General features: G+C 47.8%; 10 protein-coding genes. 8 read left to right on the top strand and 2 right to left on the bottom strand.

The features are described from left to right. Positions 1-207 precede the first annotated feature (207 nt). The 3 genes from xylA to Enr17x_RS21615 all read left to right on the top strand — a co-directional run bounded on the left by xylA (position 208) and on the right by Enr17x_RS21615 (position 4,930). Positions 208-1,518: a xylose isomerase gene (xylA, locus tag Enr17x_RS21620; protein WP_145311774.1), complete on the top strand. Its 1,311-nt coding sequence runs from the start codon at positions 208-210 to the stop codon at positions 1,516-1,518. Positions 1,519-1,795: 277 nt separating this feature from the next. Beyond that, on the top strand, positions 1,796-1,960 hold the full coding sequence (locus Enr17x_RS29710; protein WP_198000059.1) for a hypothetical protein: 165 nt from the start codon (positions 1,796-1,798) through the stop codon (positions 1,958-1,960). 768 nt (positions 1,961-2,728) lie between these two features. Next, positions 2,729-4,930, top strand: coding sequence for a serine/threonine protein kinase (locus tag Enr17x_RS21615; protein ID WP_145311773.1), 2,202 nt, complete (start codon positions 2,729-2,731; stop codon positions 4,928-4,930). Positions 4,931-4,972: 42 nt separating this feature from the next. Here Enr17x_RS21615 and Enr17x_RS21610 read toward each other — a convergent pair whose 3' ends face one another. Beyond that, positions 4,973-6,283, bottom strand: a complete 1,311-nt coding sequence (locus tag Enr17x_RS21610) for a radical SAM protein (protein WP_145311772.1) — start codon at positions 6,281-6,283, stop codon at positions 4,973-4,975. Positions 6,284-6,600: 317 nt separating this feature from the next. On the opposite strand from Enr17x_RS21610, the gene Enr17x_RS21605 reads away from it, so the two are divergent. Together Enr17x_RS21605 and Enr17x_RS21600 are read left to right on the top strand one after the other, a co-directional pair. After that, positions 6,601-7,767 carry an N-acetylglucosamine-6-phosphate deacetylase gene (locus Enr17x_RS21605; protein WP_145314094.1) on the top strand — a complete coding sequence of 389 codons (1,167 nt, stop codon included), beginning with the start codon at positions 6,601-6,603 and terminating at the stop codon, positions 7,765-7,767. Between the two features lie 368 nt (positions 7,768-8,135). Next, on the top strand, positions 8,136-9,632 hold the full coding sequence (locus Enr17x_RS21600) for a protein kinase domain-containing protein (RefSeq protein WP_145311771.1): 1,497 nt from the start codon (positions 8,136-8,138) through the stop codon (positions 9,630-9,632). Between the two features lie 24 nt (positions 9,633-9,656). Here the strand turns inward: Enr17x_RS21600 and Enr17x_RS21595 are convergent, their stop codons facing one another. Beyond that, a complete protein-coding gene (locus tag Enr17x_RS21595) occupies positions 9,657-10,673 on the bottom strand; it encodes an AAA family ATPase (RefSeq protein WP_198000722.1) in 1,017 nt (338 codons plus the stop codon). 341 nt (positions 10,674-11,014) lie between these two features. On the opposite strand from Enr17x_RS21595, the gene Enr17x_RS21590 reads away from it, so the two are divergent. The 3 genes from Enr17x_RS21590 to Enr17x_RS21580 are packed head-to-tail and all read left to right on the top strand — an operon-like array spanning position 11,015 to position 14,281. Next, positions 11,015-13,471 carry a DUF4159 domain-containing protein gene (locus Enr17x_RS21590; RefSeq protein ID WP_145311770.1) on the top strand — a complete coding sequence of 819 codons (2,457 nt, stop codon included), beginning with the start codon at positions 11,015-11,017 and terminating at the stop codon, positions 13,469-13,471. 47 nt (positions 13,472-13,518) lie between these two features. After that, complete coding sequence (locus tag Enr17x_RS21585) at positions 13,519-13,923, top strand: hypothetical protein (RefSeq protein WP_145311769.1); 405 nt, start codon at positions 13,519-13,521, stop codon at positions 13,921-13,923. Beyond that, a complete protein-coding gene (locus Enr17x_RS21580; RefSeq protein ID WP_145311768.1) occupies positions 13,916-14,281 on the top strand; it encodes a hypothetical protein in 366 nt (121 codons plus the stop codon). Before Enr17x_RS21585 ends, Enr17x_RS21580 begins: the two co-directional genes overlap by 8 nt. Positions 14,282-14,283: the final 2 nt, after the last annotated feature.

The following is a 14,283-nucleotide window of genomic DNA, read 5'->3' as shown; positions in this document are numbered from 1 at the left end:
GGGGCAGGTGAAAGGGGATTAGCTGATTTTCTTAAACAGCCGCGAAGTTTCCCAGATTGAGAAATTTGAGGCAAGATCACTTTGAAAATCCATTTGTAATGTTTGTTCAATAACTTTCCGAGCCTACACCCGGGAAAAGATTCTGTTTAGAATCTTTGTTTGAAGTGATTGTCTTAAAACGTTTTAACCACTTTACAGGTAAGCACCATGGAATACTTTGCAGACGTCCCCAAAATTGAATACGAAGGCCCACAGAGTAAAAATCCACTTGCATTCAAACAGTACAATCCAGAAGAGCAAATCGAAGGCAAATCGATGCGAGATCTCTTTCGGTTCAGTATCTGTTACTGGCATACATTTCGCGGTACAGGAAGTGATCCGTTTGGTGCTGCGACACTCCAACGCCCCTGGGATGATGGTTCTAATTCTGTAGAAAATGCACTGAAACGCGTGGATGTCGCGTTTGAATTTTTTGAGAAACTTCAGGCTCCTTATTATTGTTTCCATGATAAAGATGTGTCACCAGACGGTGAGACCTTGAAAGAGGCAAACGAAAATTTCGACCGCATCGCCGATAAGCTGCTCGAAGCACAGGAACGAACGGGCATCAAGCTTTTGTGGGGAACAGCCAATCTGTTTTCACACCCCCGCTTCATGCATGGTGCTGCGACCAGCCCCAACGCCGATGTCTTTGCCTATGCAGCGGCGCAGGTTAAAAAAGCGATGGAAGTCACATATCGTCTAGGAGGAGAGAACTATGTGTTCTGGGGTGGCCGCGAAGGATACATGAATCTGTTCAATACCGACATGAAACGCGAACTGGATCATCTTGCACGGTTCATGCATATGGCAGTGGAACACGCTCAGAAGATCGGTTTCAAGGGACAGTTTTTGTTCGAGCCGAAACCAAAAGAACCCACGAAGCATCAGTATGATTTTGATGCGGCTGCCTGTCTGAATTTCCTGCGCGCCTACGATCTGCAGGACCATGTGAAACTGAATATCGAAACGAACCACGCTACGCTGGCCGGTCATACCATGATGCATGAGCTGGTTTATTCTTCCATTCAGGGAGCACTCGGAAGTATCGATGCCAATACGGGGGATCTTTTACTTGGTTGGGACACAGACCAGTTCCCGACCGACATTTACCTGACCACGCAATGCATGCTGGCGATTCTTGATCAGGGAGGCCTGGCTCCCGGCGGTGTCAATTTTGATGCCAAAGTCAGACGTGAAAGCTTTGAGCCGATCGATCTGTTTTATGCTCACATTGGTGGTATGGATGCATTTGCCCGCGGTGCAAAAATTGCAGCACAGATTCGCAAGGACGGCGTGCTGACCGACTTCGTCGCCAAACGCTATGCCAGCTTTAATGAAGGGATCGGAAAGAACATCGAGGACGGCAGCGTTTCTTTTGCTGATCTCGAAACTTACATGTTAGCGAAGGGGGACTCGGCTCCGAATCTCAGTGGTCGTCAGGAATGGATTGAAAACGTGATCAACGACTATCTCTGATCACCTGTTTTTTTAAAAATTTGATGAGAATAACCCTCTGTATTCACTGTAATTACAGAGGGTTATTTTTTATTAATTCTGAAGAAAAATAACTTTTCGCCACTCGCTTCCTAATCACGAACTAAGCTTACTAAAGGCTTCCAAGGCAAGCTTTCTAAAATGATGGGTCTATCGATTATGCCGTTTATTAAAAATGTACTGATTCGGCATGAAAATAAGATTCTGATCTCGTTATCAGAAGATGACCTGTTGATATCACGTAGTGGGGAGGAAAGTGATGATCGAGTCTATTATGGATACCTGTCGTGAGTATTCCACTTTTTATATCAATTACCTGAATAAACGGTGGGATAATATTTCTCCGATGGAATACGGACTGGTTCTGGTTGCGATTGCCTTCATTGGCTGGGTTCTGATGAGAAACGGTACCCGCAAAATCTGAATCCAATATTGAACTGGTTGCGCAATACGCAGGTTGAAAAAATTAAATTTCCCCTGCCGAACCCGTTCTATTTCTTCTCCTCGAATTCCCCTTGTCAGCATTCCGAAAATGGTTAAGATTCCTCCTCTTCGTGGGTCACGTCTGTTTAACGGCATCTTGTAGGATCGGCTTGTTTTTTCGTTTTTTTGAAAAACGATGCAATTAGCCAGTCCACTGAATGCCGATGAATTTACAACCTTTGGGAAACAGAGACCACTTAAAATCAATCTATTGGAGTTGAGGTGAATTTTGGTTATCGAACCAAATCACCCGTCGACGAGAAGATTGACAATGCATACAATAGAAATAGTATTCTGTCATTTCAAATTCCGTCGGAGGATCCTAAACCTTAGCATGGACCGGAGTCATTAGTGGTGAGTGCCAGGCACTACCCGATTCACCGTCCTTCTTGCAGCGACCCCACCGTCGCAATGTTATGACAGCAATACGACAAAAGTCGTGACCTCCTGGAGGCACGGCTTTTTTTATTGGGTTTTATTGAGTGACAAATTTGCATTAGCTTCGATCATCGTCATGGTCCGGTTCTCAAAGAAAGTCCATTCGGTTCTTGAAGCCTGTTATGGAACATGCCACAATCAATGTTCATTTTTACGTTTGACTAATTCGTAGCGGGCGTTTTCCACAAATGGGGATTCTCAAGGTTGGGAAGACGTAATCGAATTCAGCCAAGTGTCACTTATCGGAATTCTCTGAGATCGATCTTTTTTCATGAATGCATCAAAGTCTTCGCTCGGTAGATCATTTTCCCAATCGTTTATGAAGTCCTTTACTCGCTCCCGGCTTTTTTCGAAAGGGAGCATGTGGGTCTGGCCGATTGCCGGGACTGTCCTATTACTGGTTCTTGCATTCATTGTTCGTTCCGTTGTGGAACAGTCGAGTAAACAGACCGTTGCTGATAATCTGGAGACGATTCTCAATGCGGATGTCGCGGCTTTGAATATCTGGTTGGAACGCGAAGAATCACTGGCAGAAGTTTTAGCTGAAGAGCCGCGCATTCAGAAATTGACGGGAGAATTGATTGAAATTTCCCAGCAGAACCCGGATGACCGTGAAGCCTTGCTGCATTCAAATTCACTCACAGAACTCAGGGCTGAATTCGAGTCCGAACTGGAACATCTGGGATATCTGGATGTCGGACTCTTCAGTCTGAGTGGGAGAGTCATCGCTTCTTCGCGAGATGAACCGATTGGAAGAGCCGATCTGCCGATTCAGATATCCGCTTTGGAAAAAGTCGCTCAGGGAGAAGCCACTGTTACGCGACCTTTCGAGAGCCTGTTTGCACGCGAAACCGATTCGGGTGAATTAAAAGCAGGCCTGCCGACAATGCTGGCGATGGCACCGGTCAGGGACGCTGCGGGAAAACCAATTGCAGCATTGGCCCTGTTAATTCGACCGGATATCAATTTTACACGAATTCTGTCCGTGGCGCGTGCTGGTAAGACGGGCGAAACCTATGCCTTTGACAAAGAAGGGCTCATGCTATCTCAGAGCCGTTTTGATGAAGATTTAAAAATGATCGGTTTGATTCCGGATCGCGAGGATTCGCACTCGATTCTGAATATTCAAATCCGAGATCCTCAAGTGGATATGCTCAGCGGGAATCGTCCTACGTTGAGGCTGGCGGATCGTCCATTAACACAAATGGCCGCCGCAGCCGTACAGAATCAGAGTGGTGTGAATGTCGACGGCTATCGAGATTATCGAGGCGTCCCTGTAGTGGGTGCGTGGACTTGGCTGCCTGGGTATGAAATGGGGGTCGCGACTGAGATGGACAAGTCGGAAGCGTTTCGCCCCCTGTACTTATTGCGCTACAGTTTTTGGGGACTGTTTGCTCTTCTGGTGGTCGGCTCAATTGCGATCTTCATCTTTACCGTGATTGTCGTCAGAAAGGAACAGGAAACCCGCCGCGCCGTCATTAAAGCGAAGCAGTTAGGACAGTATGCACTGGAAGAAAAGCTGGGTGAAGGCGGCATGGGCGTTGTGTATCGTGGCCATCATGCCATGCTCAGACGACCGACTGCGATTAAACTCCTGGATATCGAAAAAACGACAGATGAAGCCGTTGCCCGGTTTGAACGAGAAGTGCAGTTAACCAGTCAGCTAAACCATCCGAATACGATTGCCATCTATGATTACGGTCGCACGCCTGAGGGGGTATTTTATTACGCGATGGAATTGCTGGAAGGCATCAACCTGGATGATCTTGTCAAACAGTTTGGCCCCCTTCCGGAAAAACGCGTCATTCATCTGTTGAAGCAGATTGCCGGTTCGCTTTCAGAAGCACATCAACTGGGCGTGATTCACCGAGATGTCAAACCAGCCAATATCTTTTTAACTCATCGTGGCGGTGTCTACGATTTCGTCAAGTTGCTCGATTTTGGTCTGGTGAAAGCCGTGGATGGTCGTGAACAAGCTTCGTTGACCTCGACAAATGCTATGGCTGGGACCCCCATGTATCTCTCACCGGAAGGCATCAACCACCCGGATCAAGTCGATGCCCGGAGCGATATTTATGCGTTCGGAGCCGTCGGGTTTTATCTCCTGACGGGAACAACGGTCTTTGAGGGGGATTCCATAATAGAGATCTGTATGAAGCACAGCCAGGAGCAGCCGGAAACTCCTTCTCAACGACTGGGGAAACCTGTCGCAGAAGATCTGGAACAGATTATTATGAAGTGTCTGGAGAAAGATCCTGCAAAACGACCTCAGACGGCAGCAGAACTCGTTATGTCGCTTTCTGAATGCCAGTCTGACGGAAAGTGGACGATCCAGGACGCCTGCGACTGGTGGAAGCATAAAATGGAACAGAGGCTGAATGCGACGTTGGTCCAATCTGCGCCTGCGATCAAGGCAGCACCCTCATCGACCACCGATGCGACGTTGATCGTCAATCTCTCGAAGGAAGAGTAAACCTGCACCTGGAGTGGTTGTTTTTTTGCTGAGAAACCAGGCTTACTTCTTCATCGCTTCCAGAGGAATGAAATGCGGTGGATCATCGCTAGAGTTGACTGGAGCACTGGTTTTATTCGCCAGAATTCCCGGTGCGGCTGTCTGACTGTGATCTGCACCTTGATAGACTCCGAAATCGTTAAAGAAGAATTTCTTGGCGATACGATAGACAAAGCTCTTCTCGGGAACTTCGTTGCCGGGAGAATATTGTGACGTCCGCGTTTCCAGATTTTGCAGTTCCTGCATCGCCTGTTTCCGGGCAGTGGAATCTTTCGCACCATGTTTTTTGACGAGATTTTCCAGTAGATCAGGGCGTTCCAGAATAATGCAACCGCGTGTATTTTGCTGCACCACTTCGCGGAAATCTTTCAGGAACTCGGACTGCACAAACTTTTCTTTCAGGGTTTTGCTTTCGTCATGAATCGAATCGGTGGCAAACTGAATCACGGGGCAAGGTTCAATATCGCCCCACGGATTGATGTGATGGCTGAGTCCGGTTGCTGCGGGACAGAGGGCGGTCCCATTGTGATCAAAATAAGCATCGATCACGCCGATTGGTTTTTTGGCTCGCATCTCCACGACAAATTTACGGGCGCGCAACTGTTCTTCCGGAGAGAGTGCCAGTTCAGGGTTTGGTTCCGGACCAGCTACCCGATAGATGTGATACCAGGTATACATCACGCCCATGTCGATTAGCTTATCGACCCATTCTTCAGTAAGCAGATCATCGATGTTTGATTTACATAAGCTGGTACAGACACCTGTTAAGAGTTTATTGTCCAGGCAGTTCTGGATACCCTGCATGGTTTTTTCATAGACATCATTGCGACCTCTGCGTTGGTTGCTGATGATTTCGTTGCCTTCCACACTGATCAAGGGAGTGGCATTTCCAAGTTTGCGGAGCTTTTTCGCGATTTCGTCGGTGATGAATTGGCCGTTGGTAAAAATCTGAAAGTAACAGTCGGGGTGGCGTTCCAGGATTTCCAGTAACTGCGGGTGCATGAAAGGCTCGCCCCCCAGGATCCCGAAAAAGGAATTCCCCATCTCTTTCGCTTCTTTGATCAGACGCGACATGGCTTCGACGTCGATTTTTTCCTGCTTGGCAGCGACATCGACCCAGCAACCCTGACAGCGCAGATTGCAACTGTTGATGACAGAGATGTAAAGAAACGGGGGGAAAAACTCGCCACGTTTGAGTCGTTTTTTGTGCTTGTGAACTGAGAGCGCGCCTTTGAAACCGAAATTATATGCCAGCTTCCAGACAAGTCGTTTGTCTGTCTCAAATAAGACGCGTTTGGCCATTTTCAAATACATGAAGGATCTCAGTTCCGTAGGACAAGCTGGGGGATAGTGGACAAAAATAGTTCCATATTCAATTTTACTCAGTCGGGAGCCAGGAAGCACCTGTTTGTCTTAAAAAATACTTAGAATTTTTGCATAGTACACAAACATTTCGTCACTCACTGTAAATTGCATGGATTTCATGGTATAAGAATTTGTTCTGGAAATTCTTTTTTTGACTTTGGCGTATAATTCTTATACTTTCTAAGTCTAAATAAAACAGTTCCGCCGCTCAAAAGTAAAGACCTTTTTCATTTCGATTCAAATTGTTTAAGAGCTCGAGGCAATTGATGGAGTTAGTTGGACGACGATACGATACATTCGAAGCGGTCAGCATTAAGATCAACGGAGACAAAATCACTTCTATTGACCTGCTGCCAGATTCGGAAGCAGCAGGTTTGCCTTTTATCGCACCAGCATTATTTGACCTGCAGATCAATGGATACGGCGGCATCTGGTTTAATAAACCTGGTTTGACGGCTGATGAAGTTTGTCAGGTTCTGGAAAAACATTATCAGTATGGCATTACCCGGTTATGTCCCACTTTAATCACCAGCTCCTTCGATGACTATGTGAGTGGCTTTACCGCAATTCGAGAAGCATGCGATCAAAATAGCTGGGTCGATCAAATGGTCCCTGGTTGTCATCTTGAAGGTCCCTACATTTCTCCGATTCAGGGACCACGCGGCGCGCATCCTTTAGATCAGGTCCGGCCCGCTGACTGGGATGAATTCTGTCAGTTACAGGAGCTATCGGGAAATCGGATTCGATTGGTCACATTGGCGCCCGAAGTCGATAATGCAATTCCCTTTATCAAAAAAGCAGTCGCTTCAGGAGTCGTGGTTTCGATCGGCCATACCGCAGCCGAGCCCGAGCAGATCACTGAAGCCGTTGATGCAGGGGCACGCTTAAGTACGCATCTGGGAAATGGTGCACATGGCACGCTCCGCAGGCACCCCAATTATATTTGGGAACAACTGGGCGAGCCGCATTTGATGGCCAGTATTATTACCGATGGCTATCATCTTCCCGCCAGCGTGGTTAGAACGATCATCAAAACGAAAGGGGTCGAGAATACGATCATTACCTGTGATGCCTCCGGGTTAGCAGGTTCACCTCCCGGAATCTATGAAGAGGGCTCCGTCAAAATGGAAGTCCTTGAAAATGGCCCGATTGTGATCGCCGGTCAGCGTCAGCTGCTTGCTGGTTCCGGGGTGGAGACCGATACTTGTGTCACGACTGCCATCGATATGGCGGGGATCACTTTGCAGGAAGCGGTGGATATGGCCGGGGTAAATCCCGCACGATTATTAGGCTTTGAGGAAATTCGGCTCGAAGTCGGGGCAAGAGCAGACCTGATTTTGTTCCACTACGAAGGTGCGGGCTCTCGAATGAATCTACAAACCACTTTATCTTGTGGTGCTGTGAAATATGGGACCCTGCTGGTCAATTCCTGAATCTGTTCTGTCTGGAACGAATACGCTCGTCGCCACCCAGAAAAATTGAGAAAAATCTTTCTGCTCGGGTGTTCACTGATTCCCTTCCCCTATTTTTGATGTTATAATTAGGTATTCTTATTCCGAACATTGAAACTTCATACGGATAAATTTTGTATCTATTTCAGGGCCGTCTTAATATTATTTTATTGGCTCTTCTACATATTGAGATGACATCAGGCTGTTGGATTTCAGGTAAACGAGGCGTTTTTTTTATTATTCGCGAAACATACGGGTTGTTTTGATCAAATGTTCCCGTCGTGTTTCCATCAGGTTTACAGCAAATCTTGTTTCTTGCCAGATGTGCATCTGCAGATCATGGACCGCGAATGATTTTTTTTAATAAGAAGTCACCCAAGAAAAAACTCAGTGAGCAAATCGTCGATCTTCGTCTTGTGACACAACAGGAGATGGACGGTTGCCTGCAGGAACTGCAGGAGAAATCCACTGATGATGGTAAGTTGATCCGTTTGTTAGAGCGGAAAAACCTGATCACATCCTTTCAGGCCGGTCGATTAAAAAGTAATGAATTCGAAGGTCTGGTTCTTGGTGATAATAAATTAATGTACCAGAACGCTTCAGGCAGTTTCGCACGAGTCTATCGAGCTGCTTCGCTGGTTGACGGTCGCATGGTCGGCGTTAAGGTGCTCAGGCAACGCTGGGCTCAGGATCCCGAGACGGTCAAAATGTTTCATCGGGAAGCCGAAGTCTGCAAACAGTTTCAGCATAAGAATATTGTTCCCATCTTTGATGTCGGCGTTCAGGATGGCATTCATTATTTCACAATGGAATTTGTGGAAGGTGGAAATCTGCGTGATTTTATTACCATTCGCAAGAAGCTGTCCCCCTCTGAAGCGATCAAGTATACCGCTGATATTTGCGAGGGGCTCGAGTATGCCAATCGTCTGGGATACACGCACCGTGATATGAAGCCGACTAATGTCTTGATGTCCATTCAGGGTGTCGCGAAGCTGATTGATTTTGGTCTGGCTGGCGAAGATGATGCCAGCGGTGCTGGCGAGGCCCATCAACGTGCAGTTGAATATGGGACGCTCGAAAAGTCGACTGGCGCGCCACGAAATGACCCCCGGAGTGATCTCTATTTTGTGGGGACAGTTTTTTACGAACTACTTAGCGGCAAACCTCCATTCCCGCGGACCAAAGACGTCGAAGAACGAAAACGGCCGTCGCGTTATTCACAGGTTCCTTCCATCACAACTCTGGAACCGAATCTCCCCACTCCGATTGTGACTGTTCTGGAAAAGTTGATGGCCTATCAGCCAAATGAACGCTATCAGTCAGCAACAGAGGCCATTCAGGACTTGCTCGAAGTCCGCGCCCAACTCGGTGACTCTGATTCAGACAGCGGACCTCCTTCAAGAGAAGCAGATGTCAAAACGGCTGCCGAGCAGGAACTGCAGATGGCCATCGCGCCTCCGACCGTCTTATGTGTCGAAAGCCGTCCTAAGCATCAGGACGTGCTGCGAGATTATCTCACGAAACATGGCTACCGGGTTTTGATCCTGAGTGACATCGATCGGTCAATGAACCGCATTAAAGAGAATGCTCCCGATTGTGTCGTCTTCATGGAAGATTCTATTGGGGCAGGAGCCGTCGAGGCATTTAACAAAGCTTTAGCGATGAACCCTGATCTAGCCGCGGTGCTTGTTCTGTCTGAGAAGAACGCCGCTGTCAAGAAGACGTTGAAGAAAACAGACCGCTCTCGGATTCTGGTCCAGCCAATCAAAATCCGAAATTTACGAGCGAAAATTCAGAAAGTTCTGCAGCACCAGTTAAATGACTCGGCGGAACTCACCGCTTATTAAATCTCCAGGTTTCTTTGGTAGCGCTCACTCGTATTTGGGAATATTCGGTTCAGGAATTTCTTCGAGCAGCCGCGCTACGATGTCTTCGGTCACCATTCCTTCTGCCTGTGCCTGGAAATTTGTAGAAATGCGGTGGCGCAGCACTGGGACAGCCACGCGACGGATATCACTCAAGGAGACGCTGGCGCGTCCTGACATTGCCGCAATTGCTTTCCCGCCGGCAATCAGATATTGACCGGCTCGGGGACCGGCGCCCCAGTCAACCATCTGTTTAATGAACGCAGGTGCAGATCCGTCTGACGGACGCGTAGCCCGCACTAGCCGGGTGACGTAGTTAATCGTCATCGGGCCAACTTCAATCATATTGATCTGTCGTTGCAGATAAATGATTGATTTTGCCGAGAGTACTTTCCGAATTTCCGGTTTCTCACTGATGCTTGTTGATGCCAGGATTTTTTCTTCCTCTTCCAGATTCGGATATTCCACTTTGATGTTGAACATGAAACGGTCGAGTTGCGCTTCGGGAAGAGGATAGGTGCCTTCCTGCTCAATCGGGTTCTGTGTGGCGATCACAAAAAATGGATCGGGTAAATCATACGTCGTCTGCCCCACCGTCACTTCACGTTCCTGCATCGACTGCAATAAAGCGGCCTGAGTCTTAGGAGGAGTTCGGTTAATTTCATCGGCCAACAGAATATTTGTAAAGACAGGGCCTTGCACAAATCGGAAGGAACGTCTACCGGAATCTTCTTCCTCAAGCACATTCGTTCCTGTGATGTCGGATGGCATCAGGTCCGGAGTAAACTGAATTCGTTTGAACTCACAGTCAAGAATCCGGGCAATGGTACTCACCAGCAAGGTCTTTGCCAGTCCGGGGACTCCAACCAGCAGACAATGGCCGCCGGTGAAAATGGCTGCAAGAATCTGTTCGATGACATCATCCTGCCCGATAATGACTTTGTGTAGTTCATCGACCATAACGTCATGATGGCGTTTTAACTTTTCAAGGAAATCGTCGAAGTCGCGTTTTTCGTTAGCCAATGTTTTTCCATTCTCTTTATTAAATCATGAAGCTGGTCTGATTTGACTCCGCCAATCTTTTTCCAACGTCGGCAGTCGCTTCTGGCTGATATGAAAATATGCTTTCCGGGAACCCAATTATAGTCATCTTAAATGACAAGAGAAACAGAGACCCTGTCTTGCATAAGCAAAACTGGTACAATTAGAAAAACCGCCAAAAAAGGGCTGGGATCATAAAAAACAGCATAATATTGGTAAGTCAGGATATTTGTTGAACAATAATGGGGGTGATGTCAGTTCTGGATCATGATAGAGTCAGCTTTTGTCTAAAAGTCTTGTCAAGAGATAGAAAGAGAGATGCGATGGATCGATCACATCATCAGAAAGCGCATCGGGCGTTGCGCTGGATCATTACAGGTGCCATTTGCATTTTCTGGGGATTGCAATCGTCGGAGACGGTATCTGCTCAGGAACTCTCAGCGAAAGCGGTCTCTGATTCCATCGAACGCGGACGGGATTTTCTGGTCAAAAAACAGAACCAAAACGGTTCATGGCCTGTTCCCGGTAACACGTATCAAGAAGGCATGAGTTGTCTGGCACTAATGGCCTTAATCAACTGCGGCATGACAGCAGAAGACGAACCAGTCCAGCGTGGTTTGAAGTATTTAAGATCATTGCGCGCTCCCAAGCCCAAAGGCACCTATCAAACCAGCCTGATGATCATGGCTCTGGCAGCGGCTAAAGACGGGAAACGAGATTTACCCCTGATCGCCTCATTGGTCCAACGTCTGGAAAAGAGTCAGGTAAAAACGGGACTCGACGCTGGGGGCTGGAGTTATGGTCCTGGAATGGCGATTGGCGGAGGTGGAGTTGCAGACCGGAGTAACAGTCAGTATGCAGTACTGGCTCTTCGGGATGCCGTTCATGCAGGTGTTCCCGTCAGTCTGAAGACCTGGAAATTAATCAAACAATATTGGAGCTCCCAACAAGGGGGCGATGGCGGCTGGGGTTATCAATCGAGAGCCGGCAATAGCCGAGGCAGTATGACGGTTGCCGGCATCGCAACAATGGTCATTGTCAATTCCATGCTGGGAGACGAGCTGGAAATCAATCCGGATGGGACTCCCGTCTGCTGTGATCAAAAGGAGGCCGATGAGTCCATCGAACGTGCCATCCGTTGGATGTCCAGCCATTTTTCGGTGGGCAGTAATCCCGGCGTGAATTCCTGGTTACTCTACTACCTGTATGGTCTTGAACGGGCCGGTCGGCTCAGTGGGACCCGATTCTTTGGCAAACACGACTGGTATCGGGAAGGGGCTGCATTTCTGGTGAAAAGGCAGTCTCAACGGGATGGCTCCTGGAGAGGCACCGGACTGGAATCGGATCCTGTCTTAGGGACCAGTTTCGTCTTGCTGTTTCTATCCAAAGGTCTCGCTCCGGTTTTGATCAATAAGCTGGAATACAAAACCAACCAGCAGGTGAATCTGAAACCCGGAATCATTCCCAATTGGAACCATCACCAGAATGATATTCTCAATTTGACTGATGCCTTATCGGGCCGCCCCGATTGGCCAAAGTTACTCACCTGGCAGACCGTCAATCTGGAGCTCGCCATAGAGGGAGGCGGCGTGCAGGTTCTTCGTCAGGCGCCCGTGCTGTTTATCAGTGGCCTGGATAATCCGCAATTCGGTGAAAAACAGGTCACGATCTTAAAACAATATGTTGAGCAGGGGGGCTTCCTCTTTGCAGTAGATAATTGCAATGGAGCCGGATTCGATCGTGGTTTTCGCACGTTGATAAAAAGTATGTATCCCCAGGGAGAAGCACAGCTCAAAAGGCTGACTGCAGAACATCCAGTCTTTCGCTGTGAATATCTGCTTGATGCAGAAAGCGTCGAGCTATACGGCGTTGATGTTGGTTGTCGTACGTCAATTATATACTGTCCCGATGATTTGGCCTGTTTATGGGACAAGTGGATGAAGTTTCCCCCCAAGGACCGTTCGCCCCAGGCCAATTCGATGATTACACGGGCCATTCGGATTGGTACGAATGTCATCGCTTATGCTACCGGGCGTGAACCGCCGAATAAACTGGATCAGGAAGAACTGGCAAATCAGGGTGGGGCGCAGGATCAAATTGAACGAGGTTTTTTACAGATCGCCAAGCTCCGTCATACTGGAACCTGGGATGCTGCCCCTCGAGCCCTGCGAAACCTGTTAAAAGCACTCAATCAAAAAGCGGGCATGATTGCTTCAACCAAAACACCAACACTACCCGCCAGTGATCCCAACCTGATGAAGTACCCACTGCTTTACATGCATGGGCGGAGTCAGTTCAGTTTCTCTAAAACAGAAATCGCGACTGTAAAGCAGGCACTGGAAAATGGTGCCGTCCTGTTTGCTGACGCGTGTTGTGGCTCAGAACCTTTCGATCGCAGTTTCCGGCAACTGATGAGTGAGATGTTTCCCACAAAACAATTGAAGCGCATTCCTGTAAGCCACCCATTGTTTTCAGAGCAGACCGGCTATGACGTTCGCAAGGTCAGGCGTCGCCAGATGGAAGTGGACGATATCAATCAGCCTCTTAAAGCGAAAACTCTGGTCGTAGAGCCGTTACTGGAAGGAATTGAAATTGATGGGCATCTGGCTGTGATCTATAGTAAGTACGATATCAGTTGTGCTTTGGAGCAGCAGGCTTCGGTTGCGTGTGCAGGTTATATCCCTCAAGATGCAGTTAACCTGGCGCTGAATATTGTCCGCTATGCGTTACTGCAGGATATTGCCTACAAAAAGAAAATCGATGGCATTAAAGTCGATTAAGTTCACAGCACAAATTTCGCCATTCGAATCTGGAACAAGAAAAAGTGATGAACGAGCAGGAAGAGTTACAGAAAAATATCACAACAGGCGCCAGGTTTGTCGGAGCAGTCATTGGTTGTGTCTTTGCCGGTATCGGAGTTACTGTCTTAGGATTTTTGTGGTTACAACCTTTCGGCAGCTTTCACTCTCCTCCCTTGTTTTTTCGGGTTTTTGGGTCGTTTATCGCGATTCCTTTCATCGCCATCGGGAGTTTTACTGCCTATAGTTCAATCAAGGCGAAGGGGGTTCTACCAAAAGCCAATTTTGAACGATCCGAATCAGTGAGCGCAAAATCCGTTTCTTATACCTGCCCTAAATGTAATGCACCTCTGTCAGATAATATTGATGTTTCACCTCACGGAGATGTCAAATGCAATTACTGTAACAGCTGGTTCAATATCCATCATGAATAGCAAGACGAAGCAATCAGCCAGGCGCCCCTCATTGAAAGTGGTCGTCCCCGTCATGTTGTTTTGCATATACTATCCCTATTCCTGGTTAATATTATCCAAAGGGAGTTGGACCGGCTATCGCTGGAACTGGATCAAAATGTGGCCCGCCTTACCGGGGCTAATGCCACGAGCGATATTTTTTCATCACATTCCAGACGTTCTGGCACTCGCCGGTATGCTTGTGATTACCATTGTGTTGGCAGGGCTGCTCATCTATCTTGCCTCACGACGCAACTGGCTGTTTGCTGTTGTGGCACCACTCACCTTTATTCTGTCGGCACTGAACTCAATGGTCGCGTATAGTCTGTATCGCATGTAATT

The sequence above is a fragment of the Gimesia fumaroli genome (assembly GCF_007754425.1).
Classification (GTDB): Bacteria; Planctomycetota; Planctomycetia; order Planctomycetales; family Planctomycetaceae; genus Gimesia; species Gimesia fumaroli.
Note: the sequence above shows the minus strand (reverse complement) of the source record. Positions and strands in the feature narration are given on the sequence as shown.